This window comes from Erwinia persicina (assembly GCF_014838825.1).
GTDB lineage: Bacteria > Pseudomonadota > Gammaproteobacteria > Enterobacterales > Enterobacteriaceae > Erwinia > Erwinia persicina_A.
The window spans coordinates 40,812-58,033 of record NZ_JACYMO010000007.1 but is presented as its reverse complement, the minus strand read 5'-3'; the positions used below and the strand labels follow the sequence as shown (position 1 = coordinate 58,033).

Genomic DNA, 17,222 nt, shown 5'->3' with positions numbered 1-17,222 from the left:
TTAGTTGTCGAGTTCACTCATGTTTTTAATCTGCTCACGGTTAATCTGTTCTGTTTGACCCGTGCGAGCATCTTTGTATGAAACCAGTCCGGTTTCATCATCAATCTGTGGCTTACCGTCGGTAACGATAGTCTTACCATCGGTAGTTTGAATTGACTGATTCGACGCACAGCCCGCGAGCATCAGCAGTGACAGCGCAGCGATAAAGGTAGACTTAAACAGTGTGACTTTCATTTGGATTTCCTTATTGGTGTCTTTTTCGTCTCACCCACCAATTATAGTTGGGATTTTCAAATCTGCTATAAATTGGCAGTAATATATTTCAGGGTGCTGCGTATTTACAGTTTCTTAACCAGGCTTCTACTTTTTCGCAGATTAATCTTAAAAAAATAGAATGATCTTGCCTTTTTTTATAATGTTATTTACTTATTTGTTTGGTCTTAAGCGCATGCGTCGGAGGGGTAAGTGGGTGGAATAAAAAAATGTTCTAAATCAATGTGTTGATTCTTCGCTTTGTTGGGGTTCTTCGCTATTCGCGCGGGATTTGATGTCGGGGATGTGCAATATTCATCATGAAATGTTAATATTAAAGTACATACAGCCAGACAAGGGGTGCATGTGCACGATAATAACCAGGAATATCCGAAAGAAATTTATGCAGTTATTGGGCGGGCAGTGTCAGAGTTGATTACAGCAAAACAACCGCTGGATAAGAAGAGCGTGCTCATTATGCTGCAGGTTCACAGCAGCAAAACAGCAGATGCTCAGCTTCTGGATATTTATAAGCAGGCCTTCCGTTATCTACTGGAAAGCTTTCATTAATCGCGCGGAAAAGCGTGGGCTCCTCTGCTAATGAAAAAAACATCTCAACAGCAGAGAGATAAATCTTAGTTTTGTTTCAACTCAGCAAACGCATTGACACTTTCGTTATATTCCACCAGATTGAAAGGCACACCTGCAGATAACTCAGGTGTGCCTCATCATGCGGTTTTGTCTCGCCGGCGGCTGACCATCCTGTCAGGCATCGTCTGGCGTCATGCCAACGACCACTTCCAGCACCTGACGATAAACATCCAATTGCACAACGTCCGAGGTGGTCTCCAGCTTCTCAATCAGCTTGAGGATAATGGCTTTATTGTTGACATGTCTGCCACCGGTTGCCAGTTCCTTTATCACAGCACCGAGAACCTGAGCCTCTTGTGAAAACTTCTCACCGCCACCCTGAAAATAACTCAGGATTTCGGATTCTGATGACATCTGCTGCATGGATAATGACCTTGTAAAAAATGGAAAAAATGCTCTATGAGCCAGCTAAGGGTGTTTTCCACGAAGTAAGCAGGGCGGAAAACGCTGACGCTAAAGTGAAAACTGCTCTTCACCGGACGCGCCTGCTGGCGGTTTAAGCACGCCTTTCAGGCGCCATCGATGAAACAGATACTGTAAGGCAAACGTGATACCGCTTTACCCCTGAATGAGCGTAGTACACCCAGCCAGATCCATCAGTGTTTTTTCGTTCCGTCTGCCGGACCTTCGCTGGTAAACAGGTGGGTCACGTTATCCCTGTCGCGGATCTCCCGGGTATCCGTATCCGGCTCAGGAGCCTGGTAACTCCTGACCTCCGCAATGGCACGTCTGCAGGCGCGCTGCCGGGTGAGTTCTTTTTCTCCTGCGGCCATAGCTTGCAACTGACGGATGAGAGCTGAACTGCTGATCGCCGCATCAGCTTTCAGCAGAACCATAACGGCTTCGCCTAAAATAATATCGGAGAGTAATTCTTCTTCGTCTTCGTTTCTGTACATACCAACTTCTCTGAATCAGTGATGCGGGCAGAGCTAAAATACCCGCAGAAACCTGCATCCCGATACCCTGTTACAGCATGTGCCGATGGGCAGGATGGTCAGATTGTCGGACTGAGTCGTGACGTAATGCGCACTTATAAGTGTTCAATCAGCAAAAGTTGCTTAAAAACTCAGTCACCGCGGCCAAAAAGTAAGCCAATCAGTTCTTGATAGTGCCGTTCCTGCTCAGGGCCCGATGCCAGCTCAAGGCGCGTCAGCAGCTTTGAACAGATAGATTTGCGGTTAAGGTTGCGGCCTGAACGCAGGATCTCAACCACAATCTGGCCAAGTGTTTCCTGCTGAGAAGGCATTACCGCCTCACTAAAATAACGGCTGATGTCATTTTCAATCTTCGGGTTGGAACCGTCCTGACGCATAAGAATGTCCCTCAGTCGTAAAGTTTGTTGTGTCAAATTTTCCGCAGTAAAGTTATACATCTATGAGTGATTTGTACAGGAATAGTGAATTTTGACCCCCTTAAGATTTGTGCAAAAAGTGCTAAATCTTTAAGATCATCGTGTTACGAGATAGACAGGCAGGATCATACCGCCCTCGATGGAGGGGAAAATAGGGAAAATTCTGAAATTTAAGGCGGGCAGGGTAAGGGCTGGCGTACAGTAAAGGGGTCAGGCCGATGTTGTGACATCGGCCTGGGGCCGCTGCGCAGATGGTGCTTCAGCGTTTTGGTTTTTCGGTGTCGCTGTAAACGTTCATCGTGATGTCAGACTCTTTGCTGACCGGATCGTTTTGATGGCCTGATGAGGCCAGCCAGTGATTTCCCGCAGGGGCGGTAGTACGCCCTTTTTTATACTCAAGCAACCACGTGCGCGCTTCATCAATCTTCAGCAGCCGATCCTCATCGTCTTCCGTGCGCGCCATACTCTGTAACTGGTTAATGAGAGACCCAAGACTGACTTCTTCCCTGCTGAAGATAAGATTCATTGCAGCCTCACCGATGACAACGTGCTGTTTTTCATCTTCATCAGAAATAGACAAAAATACCTCCAGAGTGCTTTTCAAAAGATTAACTTTTTACGTGCAGACTAATTATAAACCATCCTGCCTCATTACGCTGACGCCACATGAGTTGCAGATCAATTTGATTGATAGATTAAAACGATTAAAAGCGGCCTTTTATATTTTAAGTTGCTGTTTTTTATAGTTTATTATATTTTCGCCCTATTTTTTTCTTCAGATTTATTTATTTTTATTGCGACAGATTACCTACAGATCTGGAAATATTAAGATGTTTCCTAGGTTATTTTCACTGCGTGCTCAGGGATAAGCGCATCAGGAGAGCAGGTAAGACGTCTCTGCTTCTACAGCAGGGTACCCCAGTGAGACCATCAGCGTTGATACAGCGGTCATCGCGGCATTCAGCACCTCATCGAGGGGGCGATCAGCATCGATATCCACCAGATGTGCCCCTTCAAAGGTCAGCAGCGGCGTCATGGCAATCTTTCTGGCCAGGGATTCGGTATGATGGTCGGGCTTGCGTTTGCAGGCGACGTCAAGACTGACGTTCAAGCGGATCACCAGATCCGGCTTCTGCCTGGCCATCCAGCTAAATGCACGTCGCTCCCGTTCGGCCAGCCACAGGACAAAACGCCCGCCAGGGACATGGGCAGGAAAAACCGGTCCATCGTTCGTCCCGGGCATTTGCACCTGGGGAAAGCGGTCGGTTAAGACAATCAGCCCACGGCGGCGGCAGGCCAGCATATGTCTGAAACGCCACAGGCGGCGAAGAACAAAACTCATTACGACCAGGGCAGGGATGGGGCCGGGAAGTTTTTTAGCCGCAATCACTTTATTTCGTTTAATGGCATTATCCAACGCTGGTCCAAGTAGCGGTAGCTTAATAACCGCCCGCTCAACGTTTCCCGCCTGTTTTCCCAGATGAACTCTGACGGCAGGGCCATATTTATTAATATAAGTAATTAAATGTTCACAGACAGTGGACTTTCCCGACCCATCGCAGCCAATAACGGCAATGAGCGGTATCTTTTTCGGTGACATACTTAAACTCTTTCTGGATACAGTGAGCGGAAAAATACGCTCATCCTGAAATGTCCTCAAGAGGTACGTCTGTAAAATGCCATTAATACATAAAGCGACAGTTAACCGCACGTAACCGCAAATAACCTCAGAGAAATTTGAATTAGCATCGTGGCATTATTTTCAATACGGATTTAGCTGTGAAGCAACCTTCCTCTCTTATGCCTCATCCTGCGGTCAGGGTTATTGCCATTGCTGGCTGCGACGGCGCGGGTAAAACAACGCTGGCCTCTCAACTTGTACGTTATTTTTCTGCCGGAGAAGCTGCGGCACTCGTGTATCTCGGGCAGTCGTCAGGCCATATTGCAGAAAGGATAGGTCGTCTGCCTGTGGTTGGCGCGCCTTTCAGTCGCTATTTACGGGCGAAAGCCCGGGGGGTCCATGCTAAACCGGCATCCCCGCCGGGTGGGGGCACGGCTCTGGTCATCTATCTGCTCTCCTGCTGGCGCACCTATAAGTTTCGCCGGATGCTGAGCCGCTGTAAAAAAGGCTCTTTACTCTTTACCGACCGCTACCCGCAGGCGGAGGTGGCCGGATTTCGTTTTGACGGACCTCAGCTGGCGAAAACCGCAGGGGGCAACCGGTGGATCTGTGCGCTGAGAGCGCGGGAGCAGAGACTGTATCAGTGGATGGCGTCTTATCCCCCGCTGCTGTTAATCAGGCTGAATATTGATGCCGAAACCGCGCACCAGCGCAAGCCTGACCACCCGATCGCCGCGCTGCGGGAGAAGACGGCGGTGATCCCCCATCTGCGATTTAATGGGGCGAAGATCATTGACTTAAACGGCTGTGAACCTGCGGATAAAATCTTTGATGCCTCAAGGCAGGCGGTGCAGATCTCACTGGGGACATCACCTCTCCGCACCTTCAGCGACGATCAGAATTGATGTCAGGGGCATCTGATAACGTGAAGATAAACGAACAGCCCACAGGGGCCTGTATTCCGGGCCTGATCGCGGTCGTCGGGTGCGATGGCACCGGAAAATCGACGCTGACCGCCGACTTAGTGAAGAACCTGAAAACGCATTACCTCACAGAGCGCCGCTATCTGGGGCTGGTTTCGGGTGAGGAGGGCGATAAAATCAAGCGCCTGCCGTTGATTGGCGTCTGGCTTGAGCGACGTCTGGCGGCAAAGTCGTCAAAGACCCAAAGTATGCAGACCCGTTCACCGGCGCTATGGGCGGCGCTGATTATGTACGGGTTTTCGCTGCGGCGCAGGGCAAACCTGCGCAAGGTGGAACGACTGGCAAAAAGCGGGGTGATGGTGATCAGTGACCGCTACCCGCAGGCAGAGATTGCCGGTTTTCATTATGACGGCCCCGGCATTGGCGTTGAGCGAGTGAAAGGGTGGCTGATGACAGGGCTGGCCCGGCGCGAACAACGGCTCTATCAGGAAATGGCGTATTATCGCCCACAGTTAGTGATCCGCCTTGATATTGATATTGATACCGCTTTTTCCCGCAAGCCCGATCACGATTACGAAGAGTTGCGGGATAAAATCTCTGTTATGGATAAAATTAATTACAATCACGCGGCTGTGCTGGAAGTGGATTCCAGAGCACCCTATAACGATGTGCTGCAAAAATCGCTGAATGCCATTCTGGCCATTGCCCCTCAACGGCAATCTCCCTGAATAAGGTATTCATGGCAGAGGCGCAATTGTCTTCAGGGAAATATTTACGGGCAGGGTTTTAATGTCGGCGTCTTATCTCTCTGATGAAAAATTTATTGAATAATATTTCAGTTAAACGCACTGAATGGCGAGTGGTTTTCTTTATTCGCCCGGTTTGCTGGAATATTGGCTATGGCTGACTGTTTCCATGAAACACTGGTTTTCTGATGGTGTGTTTCGCACCATTTTGCGCAATACGGCCTATCTGGGCTCTGGCAATGTGGCCAGTGCTCTGCTGGGGTTGCTGGCACTTTCCTGTGCCGGGAAAGGGATGTCGCCCGCCCTGTTTGGGGTGCTGGTGGTGATCCAGTCGTATGCGAAAACGATAAGCGATGTGATGAAGTTTCAGACGTGGCAGCTGGTGGTGCAGTACGGTACCCCGGCATTAGCGAATAATAACCTGCTGCAGTTTCGCGAGGTGATCTCCTTTTCGCTGGGGCTGGACCTGGCCAGCGGCGCAGCGGCGATTGCCGGGGGCATGCTGCTGCTGCCTTTCCTTGCACAGGCATTAGGACTGGACGCGCACAGCTTCTGGCTGGCGATCCTCTACTGCACGCTGATCCCTTCCATGGCGGCATCCACGCCCACCGGCATTTTACGTGCGCTTGACCGGTTCGATCTGATTGCGGTTCAGCAGGCGGTCCGGCCCTTTCTGCGGGCAGCAGGCAGCGTGATCTCCTTCGCCGGGGATTTTGGCTTCGCCGGTTTTATGCTGACCTGGTATGTTTCTGATCTGATGGGGGGCGTGCTGTACTGGTGGTTTGCTGCCCGCGAACTGCGCCGCAGGGGCATCCATCACGCTTTCCGGCCGCGATTACTGCATGCTGCACGAAATCTTCCCGGGGCGTGGGGCTTTGTCTGGGCAACGAATATTGCCCACTCTATCTGGGCAGCGCGTAACTCCGGCAGCACGGTGTTAGTCGGCATCGTGTCCGGACCTGCCGCCGCCGGCCTGTTCAAAATTGCGATGACCTTTTTATCGGCCACCGGTACACCGGCGAGCCTGATGGAGAAAAGTTTTTATCCCGAGATGATGCGGCTGGATCCGCGGACGAAAAGGCCCTGGCTGCTGGGGCTGAAATCAGCATTGTTAGCCGGAGGCATTGGACTTGCCGTCGCACTGGTGGTGTTGATGGTGGGGCAGCCCTTAGTCTCCCTCGTTTTCGGGCATCAGTATCTTGAAGCTTATGACTTAATTCAGGTGATGCTCTGTGCCGTTGTCGTGTCGATGATGGGCTTTCCGCAGGAGTCGCTGCTGCTGATGGCAGGAAAGCAGCGCGCCTTCCTTGTGGCCCAGGCCATCTCATCCGTCACCAGTATGTTACTGCTGGTCGGTTTGTCACACTTCTTTGGCGTGTCCGGCGCGGCGTTTGCCTATGCAGCAGGGCAGTGTGTGGACGTGCTGCTGTTGCTTGTTCCGACGCTGCGGGCCTACCGCCATCGTCATTTACTCCCTTTCAGTCAGCACGGAGAACGTCCCCATGACCAGCAGACCAGCGTGGCGTAAGTACCCGCCTGAAACCGTCGATTTACTGTTTACTGCGGTGGACGAAGACGATTGTATTGATGACAGCGTCAGCCTGCCGCAGGCGATCGACCTCTCCTGTTCCGGGGAGAGCATTCGCGATAATTACGCCCTGTGCCTGCAATACTGGCAGGAGGGTTTTACGCGGGCAGAGCTGCTGGGCCTGGTCACCCGGGTTATACAGGGGCAAACGCTGTCAGAACAGGAGCGCAGGCAGTACAAATATATCCGCTCACGTTACAAACACCTGCGTTTTGCCCAGCGGCTCTACGGGCAGCAACACGCGTGCAGCGCGGGGTTGAGCAAAACCACGGTCTTTCTCGGGCGCTTTCAGGATGCATTCCGTAACGAAAATATAAGCCATGTGACTTTTTATGGGCGGATACTGCGTTTCTGTCTCAGCGCGCCGGTCTGGCGGTGGGTGGATCACTCTCTGCGGCATTTTCCACTGACCGGAGAGCGTGACTTTATCGCCTGCTGCCAGCAGGAGATGCGCAAGCTTGAGGCATTCCTCGGCAAACCCAGGCTCACTGGGCGGGAGTTTCACGCCGTGCGGAAAATTGTCAGTCAGCAGGTCTCTTACTACGACACGCTGCGCGCCCTGGCCCCAGACGATCTGCAGGCCAGGCAGATCTCGCGCTACTTAGCGGCAATAAACGGTTTAATGGGCGACCGGCACGATGAAATGGTGTCCGGCAACCTGGCGGGGCACAGTGACTATAATGCCGCCGCACCGCTGGATGCGGGTATCCGTCAGCGGCTGGAACAGTTTCTGGAACGCTATCCGCTTGGCGTCCGTCAGTAACATCCATCAGAAAGGAAGCATGATGAGGTTATGCAGATGTCTGCCCGTTTTGGGTCTGTTACTGCCGGTGCTGGCCACGGCGCACAACTTCGATATCGGACACCGGGTACCGCCCGTTCTGATTACGGATGATGGGGAGCTGCGGCTGGAACACGGGCAGATTCATTATTCACCCTGGAAGAGTACGGAGCTGGCGGGCAAAATTCGCGTGGTGCAGTACATTGCCGGACGCACCTCTGCAAAAAATAAAAACGCACTGCTGATCCAGGCCATTAAGCGTGCCCGGTTTCCATCCGATCGTTTCCAGCCGACGACCATCGTCAATACGGATGATGCCATCCCCGGCTCCGGTTTTTTTGTGCGCAGAAAGGTTGAAAAGAATAAAAGACGTTACCCCTGGGCGCAGTTCATTATCGACAGCGATGGCCTCGCCCGGCGCGCCTGGCAGTTGAAGGCGGCGAGTTCAACCATCCTGGTGCTTGACCAGCAGGGGCGTATTCAGTGGGTGAAGGATGGGGCCCTGACGCCAGATGAGGTTGCCCGGCTTCTCGCGCAGGTTCATCACCTGCTCGATCAGCAGCAGTAATGGCAAAAGGCGCGCGGTGTATGTTGCTGATTGAACGCTACATCCTGATGCAGACTCACCGCTTAGTGGCGACCCTGGTGGGCTTTCTGATTTTTATTTTTGCCAGCTATTCGGCACAGCGCTATCTGACCGATGCGGCCAACGGTACGTTAGCCCTGTCGGTGGTGTTCGATGTGGTCTTCTTTAAGGTGGTGATCGCCCTTGAGATGCTGCTTCCGGTCGGGCTTTATGTCGCCGTCGGTGTCGCGTTGGGGCAGCTCTACAGCGATGCGGAAATCACCGCGATGCTGGCTTCCGGTGCCAGTCCGCTGCGGTTGTATAAGGCGGTGATGCTGCTGGCCGTGCCGCTGGGTATGATGGTGATGCTGTTGTCAATGTACGCCAGGCCCTGGGCCTACGGGCAAATTTATCAGTTGGAGCAGCGGTCGCAGTCCGAACTGGACACGCACCGGCTGGTGGCCAGTAAGTTTAATGTCAATGACAGCGGCAGGATGGTGCTGGCGGCAGAGATTGATCCCGTCACCCGTATCCTGTCGGATGTGCTTATTTACACCTCATCTGGGATAAAAAGCAGCGTATACCGGGCCGGAACGGTCAGCGTGACCGACCCTTCGCCTGCCAGCCCCTCGGTGCTGCTGCAGTCCGGAACCTCTTATTCGCTCGATCACCAGGGCAGCGCGGACAGTGAAACGCTGTACCGTCATCTTCATCTGCAGCTGACCCCGATCCCCCAAAGCAACAACACCCGGCGTAAGTCGGCCTCCGTGAACGAGCTTGCGCGTTCGCAGGATCCCGCCGACCGGGCTGAACTGCAGTGGCGGCAGAGCCGGGGGGCCAGTGCCCTGCTGATGGCGCTGTTAGCCGTATCACTAAGCCGCATCAAACCCCGGCAGGGGCGCTTTACCACGCTGTTGCCGTTGACCCTGGTGTTCACGGCGATTTTTTATGGGGGGAATCTCTCCCGCACGCTGGTGGCCAATGGGGCGCTACCGGTGTTTCCCGGCGTGTGGTGTGTGCCTTTGCTGATGCTGGCGGGGGTGGCGCTGCTTATAGCCCGCGATCTGGCGCTGCTGCCGGCACGCTTCCGGTGAACATTTTCAGCCGCTATGTCATCCGTAACGTCTTCACCGGCTTTGCCGCCGCCGCAGGATTGCTGATCCCGCTGTTTACCACCTTTAATCTGATTAACGAGCTGGATGACGTCAGCCCCGGCGGTTATCGCTGGACGCAGGCCGTGGCGGTCGTCCTGATGACGCTACCCCGCAGCCTGGTCGATCTTATTCCCTTTATCGCGCTGCTGGGCGGCATTGTCGGACTGGGGCAGCTGTCGAAAACCCTCGAATTAACGGCCATGCGCACGGCAGGTTTTTCTGTCCTGCGCATCGCACTGGCGATAACCGCTGCCGGCATAATGTTAACGTTTGCGGCTGGCGCGCTTGATGAGTGGGTGGCCTCGCCGTTACAGCAGCGCGCGATTACGTTGAAGAGCGCCGCAGCGGCGCAGGATGAAGACGGTGAGAGCATCAACAATGCGCTCTGGGCGAGGAGTCATAATGAATTCGCTACGGTCAGACGGCTGGATGAGCATCAGCAGCCCGTGGGCGTGGAGATCTTCTGCTACCGGCCAGACCTGACGCTGGCGTCCTATATTTATGCCGGTAGCGCCACCGTCCTCGGCAACGGCATATGGATGCTGCACGACGTGAATCAAAAGCAGTGGCTGAACCAGAAAGAGACAGTAACGATACGGCCGTCCCTGGCGTGGCGATCCCTCTTCACACGCATCAGCCTGAAGGAGCTGACGCTGCCGGCTGCCAGCTTTTCGATTGGCCAGCTTCGCCGCTATATTCACTACCTGCACGATACCCACCAGCCCGGAACGGAATTTCGGATCGCCCTGTGGCAGAAGCTGGGGCGGCCGGTGTTAACCCTGGCGATGGTCTTACTGGCTATCCCGTTTACGTTCAGCAACCCGCGGTCGCCTGGCATGGGCAGCCGTTTAGCCACCGGTGTGATTGTCGGGCTGGTGACCTACATCAGCGACCAGATTATTGTTAATCTCGGGCTGCTGCTCTCACTCAATGTACCGCTTACCACCCTGGGCCCGCCGGCGTTACTCCTGCTGTTGGCGGTAGCGCTGGTCCGCCGGTTTGACCGGCAGCACTGACGCAGGGGGGAGCGTGACGCAGAAAGCGGCTCGCCGGTAACGCGGGGAGCCGCCGGGGGGTTCAGCCTTTTACATCGGCAAACGCCTGAACAATTTTATCGATTTGCGCTTCGCTGTGGGCGGCGTTGATGCTGCAGCGTAGCAGCGTCATCTCCGCCGGTGCGGCAGGCGGCAGGACCAGGTTGACATACACGTTGCGGGCGATCAGCGCACGCCACAGCCGCAGACCTTCCTCTTTCGAGCTGATAATGACCGGTACCACCGGGCTGATATGCGCCCCCAGCGGGTAACCCAGGCGTTCCAGCCCGTTGTAAAGGCGGCGGGCATTCTTCCACAGTGTTTCCCGCAGCTCAGGCCGTTGTGCAACCGTTCGTAACGCCGAACGCACCGAGGCGATAACTGAGGGTGAGGAGGAGGCAGTAAAGATATATGGGCGGCTGCTGTAGCGCAGCACATCCATCGCCGCGGCGCCAACGGCAAATCCGCCGACAGACGCCAGGCTTTTGCTGAAGGTGCCGGTGATGATATCCACCTCCTGCTCAACGCCGACGGCTTCGGCCAGCCCGCGTCCGCGGGCACCGAGCACGCCGAACGAGTGGGCTTCGTCCACCACCAGATAGCCCCCGAGACGGCGCTTAATATCGACGATCTCCGCCAGGGGGGCCACGTCTCCCAGCATACTGTAAATGCCCTCGACAATAATGATCGCTTCGCGGGCACGCTCGCCCAGGCGCAGCATGCGGCGCTCCAGATCGGCGGCGTCGTTATGGCGAAAACGGATGATCGTTGCCCCTCCCAGCGCACAGGCGTCGTAGAGGCTGGCATGGCTGTCGGCATCCAGTAATACCACGGCATCATGCCCGGCAAGGGTGCTGATGATGCCCAGATTAGCGGTATAGCCGGTAGGGAAGACGATGGCGGTAGGGCGGTCAAAAAAGGCAGCGATCTCATGTTCCAGGGCCAGATGTGAACCGTAACTGCCGTTTGCCATGCGTGAGCCGGTGGTGCCTGTTCCCTGAGCTGCCAGTGCCGCCTGACCCTGCGCAATCGCCTGCGGATTAAACGTCAGGCCCAGATAGTTATTGGTTCCGGCCAGTACCACCCGGTTCTCCCCGATGCGGCCTTCGGTTGCCGAGTAGACTTCATCAATACAGGTACCGAACGGGTTAAGACCGCTGGCCTCAAACTGTTCCCGGTGGTGATCAAGGCGGGCAAAGCGATCATAAAGGCCCATATGACTTCTCCAGGAAGGGGAGTAACGCATCCCGGAGCTGCACCGGGGTCCTGACATCCAGCAATATATTGATGGGGATGGGGATATCAAACCGGTCTTCTAACATCATCAGCAGATCCATTACCCTGATCGACTCCAGACCCAGTTCATCAACAAGATCGCTGTCTGGTTCGATCTCCAGCTCACTGGCAACCATGCCCCGCAAACAGGCCAGGATATAGTCCATCACCGCGTTTTGATTCAGCATAAAATCCTCAACTTCCCTTTAGTCAGTGTTTCAAAAGAGCCCGGCACGCAGGGCGTGCTCCAGGGTCACCGCAGGCAACCACCCGGTATGTTCAGAGAAACGTACATTGCTGGCTGACCAGTCCTGATGGGTCAGCTCATGAATTTTGCTGCGGGTCAGCATCGGCTCCCGACCCGCTATACGGCTGGCCAGCACGCTGAGATCCGCCAGCCCCTTCAGCAGCGGCAGAGGGATGCCGATCAGCCGCACGGGCCCCTCACGCACCCTGGCACCGGTGGCCTGTAATGATGGCCAGCTGTAGCCGCCCTCCACGCCGTCACAGAGTTCACAGGGGCCGGGTGGGGGCTGTGCCGCCGTTAACCACTGCCCCACGGCGGCGGCCAGGTCGCTGACGTGAAGAAAAGAGAGGCGCGCGTCCGCCGGTCCGGTCTGCGGCAGCAGCCCGCGCAGCAGCCAGCGAAACACCGGTTTCAGCTCTTTATCTCCCGGGCCGTAAACCGCTGTCGGGCGAAAAATGCCGAAAGTGATCCCGGCGGTCAGGTTGGTTAAACGTTGCTCGGCCAGATATTTCGACTTCGCATACCACGAGAGGTGAGGGTGGCGCGCAGCCAGGGAAGACATCAACAAAAAGCGCTGGCAGACGCCACTGGCTATTGCCGCCTGCATCAGACGCTGACTGCCGCTAACGTTGGCCTGCATAAAACTCGCCTCCTGCCATCCCCGCACCTGGCCGGCGCAGTGAACCACGTAGTCAGCACCGCGCACTAACTCAGCCAGCGCGTCGCTCTGCTCCAGCGTGCCCGCAACCCAGGTCAGATTATTGACCGTGCCCTGAGGGCGGCGGGTCAGAGCCCTGAGGGTAAACCCCTGCGCCAGCAGGCTGTCGGCAATGTGCCTGCCGATAAAGCCCGTGGCTCCCGTGATGGCGACGGTGCCGGTCATGGCGTCTGGCCTGCCAGTTCGACCCGTGGGCTGACGGCGGTGCCCAGCGCGCTGAGATAACGCTTTCTGGCCTCTGCTCGGGCGGGCTTACCTGATGAGGTGCGTGGAAGACTGTGCGGCGGCAGGAGTTCAATCTCGACGGCGACGCCGAATTCACTTTGAATATGCGCGGTGAGGGAGTGAACGATCTGTTCCCGGCGCGCCTCTGAACTGAACCTGCACTGGATTTGTAAGATAATGCGAGCCCCTTCTTCCCGATCCTGCGGGGTGACGAAGGCTATTGCATCGCCGGAATGAATTTCCGGCTCCTGCTCGGCGACATATTCAATATCCTGGGGCCAGATATTACGTCCCCGGATGATGATCAGATCTTTTTTGCGTCCCGTAACGTAGAGGTTGCCCTGCAGCAGATAGCCCAGGTCACCGGTATCCATCCAGCCGGTCTCCTGCATCAGCCGTTGTGAGGCGCTATCCTGGAAGTAGCCGCTCATTAAGCTGGGGCCGGAGATACAGATATGGCCGACGTCACGCTCGGGCAGGGCCTGCCCCTCTTCATCACGGATTTCGATACGGTGGCCCGGAAGCGCCCTGCCGCAGTTAACAAAGGTCGAGATCGCCCGGGTTTTTTCACCCGGCGCGACGGCCCTGCTCTGGTATTCCAGAATACCCCGATCGACCTCATCCACCTGAGTCCCGCAGTCCGCCGGCGAAAAACTGACGGCCAGTGTGGTTTCCGCCAGCCCGTAACAGGGCATAAATGCCCGGCGGTCGAAGTTCACTTTGCTGAAGTGCCGGGCAAACTGGTCAAGTAGCAAGGCGGGAATGGGTTCAGCCCCGACGCCCGCCACGCGCCAGCTGGAGAGGTCGATACCGGCCAGTTCTTTGTCGTTACTGCGGCGTAAGCACAGGTCGTAACCGAAAGGCGGGGCGACAGACACGGTACAGCGGTTTTTACCGATAAGCTTGAGCCACTGCATGGGCCGCATGGCAAAGTCCTGCGTACGCAGATAATCAACGGAAAGCTGGGTGGCGACCGGCGTCAGCATAAAGCCCACCAGCCCCATATCGTGATAGAACGGCAGCCACGAGACGCAGCGGTCACCCGCGCGTAACTGGATGCCGTCATGGCTGATGACCCGCAGATTCGCCATCACCGCCCGATGAGTGATGATCACCCCGCGCGGGAAGCGCGTGCTGCCCGAGGTATATTGCAGATAGGCAATATCCTCCGGGCAGGGAAGTGGGAGGGCGATCTCCCTCTCTGCCAGGGCCGCCAGGTCATCATTGCTGAGGGTATGAATACCGGGGGTATCTGCACTGGCCGAACGGATCAGCGGCAGCCACTCCTCACTGCTGATAATGGCGACGGGCTGACAGTTTTTTAACAAGCCCCGGAGCTTGGTGATATAAGAATCACGCTGGCCCATTCCCATCGGGATAGCCAGCGGTACTGCCACTAACCCCGCATACTGACAGGCAAAGAAAGCTTCGATAAAACCCGCACTGGTCTCCGCCATCAGCGCCACGCGATCGCCTTTATTCAGGCCGAGCGACAGCAGTCGCCGGGCACCCGTGATGGCCCGCTGCCTGAGCAGGCGATACTCCAGCACGTCTGCCAGCTGATTACGCCTGTCGTAAAAATTCATCCCGGTATCTCCCCCGGCGGCGTAGTTTAACGCCTCAACCAGAGTGGGGAAGTCAGCATGGCGCATGGGAAGAGAGTGGTGTGAACTTGTTTCAGATATATACGATAAAGCCATAGATTAAAAACCGCCAAAAAGTACAGATAGCTACGGGGAATAGAGGTCTTTGTAAAAAACTCGCAATAATTTTTCTAAAATGACATTAGATTAAGGTATGTATTTAATTGTAATTTTAATGGTTAACCTCCCGCAGGCCTCGCGCGAGCTTTACACGGATAGCTATATCCGCAGGTGCGCGACCGCATACTGATGAGTGGGGGAGAGACCCGTTGATATAATGATATCGCGATTGGCCGGATAAGCCCTGTACATGAAAGTCTTCTCAGTTAATATCGTGGGATTATTATGACGCTTAGTTTTTTAAATGTGTATGGTTAGTTTTACACGAATGTGATTAAACGCATTTAGTGGTAAAAATAGCCATGCCCATTCAGATAATTTCTGTAACATATTGAATTCAGTAAAAAGCATGACAAGGTGATGACAATATTCATCACAATAAATTACGCTATGCGGTTGCAAGGGTAAGATAGCAGAACGACTAAAAAAAACTTTTTTATCATTTAACGCTTTTTTCATTTTATGACGCTGCCTGGGATATACAGCAATAAACCGCTGCGTCGGGAATGATGACCGGTTTATTGTATTATTTCGTGAATAACCCACTGATAAGGTTGTTATGATCCACATTGAAAAAGTTGATACCAGGCAGCAGTTTAAGGCATTTATAAATTTTGCTTCTACCTTGTATGCTGACGATCCTCACTGGATTGATCCCTTATATATGGAGCGTGCGGAACATCTTTCTGATAAAAATCCGGCGAAAGAACATATTGAATGGCAGGCCTGGATTGCCAGAAAAGGAGAGGTTGTTGTCGGGCGAATAACGGCGCAAATCGATACGTTACATCGTGAGTTATATGGTGAAGATACCGGCCATTTTGGCATGATAGAGGCCATTCACGATCCATCGGTGTTCAGCTTATTATTCCAGACGGCAGAAGCATGGCTGAAAGCCAGAGGCGCGACAAACATTAGCGGCCCCTTCAGTCTGAATATTAACCAGGAAAGTGGCCTGCTGATTGAGGGATTCGATACGCCGCCGTCGGCGATGATGCCTCACGGTAAACCCTATTATGCTGCCGCAGTAGAACAGCAGGGATATACTCAGGGTACCGATTTGCTGGCTTACTGGATGCGCCGTACCGATCTGTATTTTTCCCCGTCATTAAACCGTCTGATGGATAAAGTGCGGCAGAAAGTGACTATCCGCCGCCTTAATCGTAAGCAGTTCAGCCAGGAAATGCAGATTATGCGACAGATTTTTAACTCCGGCTGGCAGAATAACTGGGGATTTGTGCCCTTTACCGAACGGGAGTTCGCCGTCATGGGTGACCAGTTAAAATTCCTCGTACCCGACGATATGATTTATATTGCTGAAGTGGAAGGCAACCCCTGCGCCTTTATCGTCGGCTTGCCCAATATCAATGAGGCTATTGCCGGTTTAAAGGGGCGAATGCTGCCGTTCGGTTGGGCAAAGCTGCTGTGGCGACTGAAGGTCAGCGGTGTGCGCACCGCCCGGGTGCCGCTAATGGGGGTGCGGCAGGAGTATCAGTTCAGCCGCAGTGGACCAGTCATGGCACTGCTGTTGATCGAAGCGCTGCGTGATCCCTTTGCCCGGCGTCACATAGATGCGCTGGAAATGTCGTGGATTTTAGAGGCAAACAGCGGGATGCGCACGATGCTGGAACGTATTGGAGCTGTTGCTTATAAGCGTTACCGGCTGTATGAAAAGCAGCTTTAACCGCACCAGGCAACCGTCTCAGCGCTGGCGCTGAGCGTTCCATTCATCGCGGGTGATTTCCCATAGCTCTGAGGGAAGCCATCCGCAGACATACTCCTTTTTTTCCGTTCTGATCAGGCGCATACCACTGCCGACAGAAATATGCCGGGAACGACTGTTTTCGGCCGCTTTGGGTGCCCGCAGCACGGGCCTGTTTAAGGTATTAAACCAGTAATCTGTCACCTTAATACTGGCTTCCCGCATTAATCCCTGCCCCTGCCATTCCGGCACCAGCCAGAATCCCCGGTTATTATCCTTCTCATCATCCAGGCAGATAAGCCCTATCAGGTTATCGGGATCGCTACGCCGCCGGATTGTCCAGACCCAGGCCTCGCCTTTTGCCATCGCCGGCAGCGCCACGTGATTGACGTAATGCTCTGCACCGTTCTCAGGGTATGGCCAGGGAACTGAGGCCACCATGTAACGCACAATCTCCCAGCGTGGATAGATCGTCTGAATCTGTGGCGCATCTTCAGCGACTAACGGTTTTAATATCAGGCGCTCGGTTTTAAGCACGGGCACAGGCATGTGTTTACCTCCTTTTGACACGAAAGCATGATGGCCGGCTCAGGCGCACAGTCCTGGTGTGGTATCGCGACGCGCAT

The 17,222-nt window shown here is 54.5% G+C and carries 20 protein-coding genes; 9 read left to right on the top strand and 11 right to left on the bottom strand.

The window, feature by feature from the left end:
• A complete protein-coding gene (locus IFU29_RS16475; protein WP_191934871.1) occupies nucleotides 1-234 on the bottom strand; it encodes a YgdI/YgdR family lipoprotein in 234 nt (77 codons plus the stop codon).
• Nucleotides 235-618: 384 nt separating this feature from the next.
• On the opposite strand from IFU29_RS16475, the gene IFU29_RS16470 reads away from it, so the two are divergent.
• A complete protein-coding gene (locus tag IFU29_RS16470; protein ID WP_191934870.1) occupies nucleotides 619-822 on the top strand; it encodes a hypothetical protein in 204 nt (67 codons plus the stop codon).
• A gap of 195 nt (nucleotides 823-1,017) precedes the next feature.
• On the opposite strand, the gene IFU29_RS16465 is transcribed toward IFU29_RS16470, so the two are convergent.
• The 5 genes from IFU29_RS16465 to IFU29_RS16445 form a co-directional block, all read right to left on the bottom strand.
• Nucleotides 1,018-1,266, bottom strand: coding sequence for a biofilm/acid-resistance regulator YmgB/AriR (locus IFU29_RS16465; protein ID WP_191934869.1), 249 nt, complete (start codon nucleotides 1,264-1,266; stop codon nucleotides 1,018-1,020).
• A gap of 233 nt (nucleotides 1,267-1,499) precedes the next feature.
• Nucleotides 1,500-1,799: a hypothetical protein gene (locus IFU29_RS16460; protein WP_191934868.1), complete on the bottom strand. Its 300-nt coding sequence runs from the start codon at nucleotides 1,797-1,799 to the stop codon at nucleotides 1,500-1,502.
• A gap of 170 nt (nucleotides 1,800-1,969) precedes the next feature.
• Nucleotides 1,970-2,215, bottom strand: coding sequence for a regulatory protein YcgZ (gene ycgZ, locus IFU29_RS16455; RefSeq protein WP_191934867.1), 246 nt, complete (start codon nucleotides 2,213-2,215; stop codon nucleotides 1,970-1,972).
• Between the two features lie 298 nt (nucleotides 2,216-2,513).
• Entirely contained in the window at nucleotides 2,514-2,834 is a 321-nt protein-coding gene (locus IFU29_RS16450) for a hypothetical protein (RefSeq protein WP_191934866.1), read from the bottom strand.
• A gap of 294 nt (nucleotides 2,835-3,128) precedes the next feature.
• Complete coding sequence (locus IFU29_RS16445; RefSeq protein ID WP_191934865.1) at nucleotides 3,129-3,854, bottom strand: dTMP kinase; 726 nt, start codon at nucleotides 3,852-3,854, stop codon at nucleotides 3,129-3,131.
• A gap of 200 nt (nucleotides 3,855-4,054) precedes the next feature.
• On the opposite strand from IFU29_RS16445, the gene IFU29_RS16440 reads away from it, so the two are divergent.
• From IFU29_RS16440 to lptG, 7 genes are all read left to right on the top strand, one after another.
• Nucleotides 4,055-4,780 carry a hypothetical protein gene (locus IFU29_RS16440; protein WP_191934949.1) on the top strand — a complete coding sequence of 242 codons (726 nt, stop codon included), beginning with the start codon at nucleotides 4,055-4,057 and terminating at the stop codon, nucleotides 4,778-4,780.
• A complete protein-coding gene (locus IFU29_RS16435) occupies nucleotides 4,780-5,526 on the top strand; it encodes a hypothetical protein (protein ID WP_191934864.1) in 747 nt (248 codons plus the stop codon). Before IFU29_RS16440 ends, IFU29_RS16435 begins: the two co-directional genes overlap by 1 nt.
• Before the next feature lie 187 nt (nucleotides 5,527-5,713).
• Complete coding sequence (locus IFU29_RS16430) at nucleotides 5,714-7,072, top strand: lipopolysaccharide biosynthesis protein (protein ID WP_191934863.1); 1,359 nt, start codon at nucleotides 5,714-5,716, stop codon at nucleotides 7,070-7,072.
• A complete protein-coding gene (locus IFU29_RS16425; RefSeq protein ID WP_191934862.1) occupies nucleotides 7,047-7,895 on the top strand; it encodes a hypothetical protein in 849 nt (282 codons plus the stop codon). The genes IFU29_RS16430 and IFU29_RS16425 overlap by 26 nt, the downstream gene beginning before the upstream one ends.
• A gap of 22 nt (nucleotides 7,896-7,917) precedes the next feature.
• Nucleotides 7,918-8,481 (top strand): YtfJ family protein, encoded by a 564-nt coding sequence (locus IFU29_RS16420; protein ID WP_191934948.1) that lies wholly within the window; start codon nucleotides 7,918-7,920, stop codon nucleotides 8,479-8,481.
• A gap of 20 nt (nucleotides 8,482-8,501) precedes the next feature.
• Nucleotides 8,502-9,572 carry an LPS export ABC transporter permease LptF gene (lptF, locus tag IFU29_RS16415; protein ID WP_191934861.1) on the top strand — a complete coding sequence of 357 codons (1,071 nt, stop codon included), beginning with the start codon at nucleotides 8,502-8,504 and terminating at the stop codon, nucleotides 9,570-9,572.
• Nucleotides 9,569-10,648 (top strand): LPS export ABC transporter permease LptG, encoded by a 1,080-nt coding sequence (gene lptG, locus IFU29_RS16410; protein WP_191934860.1) that lies wholly within the window; start codon nucleotides 9,569-9,571, stop codon nucleotides 10,646-10,648. Before lptF ends, lptG begins: the two co-directional genes overlap by 4 nt.
• Nucleotides 10,649-10,709: 61 nt before the next feature.
• On the opposite strand, the gene spt is transcribed toward lptG, so the two are convergent.
• From spt to IFU29_RS16390, 4 genes are read right to left on the bottom strand one after another with little or no spacing between them, the layout of a single operon-like run.
• Nucleotides 10,710-11,882, bottom strand: coding sequence for a serine palmitoyltransferase (spt, locus tag IFU29_RS16405; protein ID WP_191934859.1), 1,173 nt, complete (start codon nucleotides 11,880-11,882; stop codon nucleotides 10,710-10,712).
• On the bottom strand, nucleotides 11,869-12,129 hold the full coding sequence (locus IFU29_RS16400; RefSeq protein ID WP_191934858.1) for an acyl carrier protein: 261 nt from the start codon (nucleotides 12,127-12,129) through the stop codon (nucleotides 11,869-11,871). Before IFU29_RS16400 ends, spt begins: the two co-directional genes overlap by 14 nt.
• Before the next feature lie 30 nt (nucleotides 12,130-12,159).
• Nucleotides 12,160-13,071: an NAD-dependent epimerase/dehydratase family protein gene (locus IFU29_RS16395; RefSeq protein WP_191934857.1), complete on the bottom strand. Its 912-nt coding sequence runs from the start codon at nucleotides 13,069-13,071 to the stop codon at nucleotides 12,160-12,162.
• Nucleotides 13,068-14,816: a fatty acyl-AMP ligase gene (locus tag IFU29_RS16390; protein WP_423244847.1), complete on the bottom strand. Its 1,749-nt coding sequence runs from the start codon at nucleotides 14,814-14,816 to the stop codon at nucleotides 13,068-13,070. Before IFU29_RS16390 ends, IFU29_RS16395 begins: the two co-directional genes overlap by 4 nt.
• A gap of 637 nt (nucleotides 14,817-15,453) precedes the next feature.
• On the opposite strand from IFU29_RS16390, the gene IFU29_RS16385 reads away from it, so the two are divergent.
• On the top strand, nucleotides 15,454-16,578 hold the full coding sequence (locus tag IFU29_RS16385; protein WP_191934855.1) for an N-acetyltransferase: 1,125 nt from the start codon (nucleotides 15,454-15,456) through the stop codon (nucleotides 16,576-16,578).
• An 18-nt stretch (nucleotides 16,579-16,596) separates the two neighbouring features.
• Here the strand turns inward: IFU29_RS16385 and IFU29_RS16380 are convergent, their stop codons facing one another.
• Entirely contained in the window at nucleotides 16,597-17,145 is a 549-nt protein-coding gene (locus tag IFU29_RS16380) for a GNAT family N-acetyltransferase (protein ID WP_191934854.1), read from the bottom strand.
• Nucleotides 17,146-17,222: the final 77 nt, after the last annotated feature.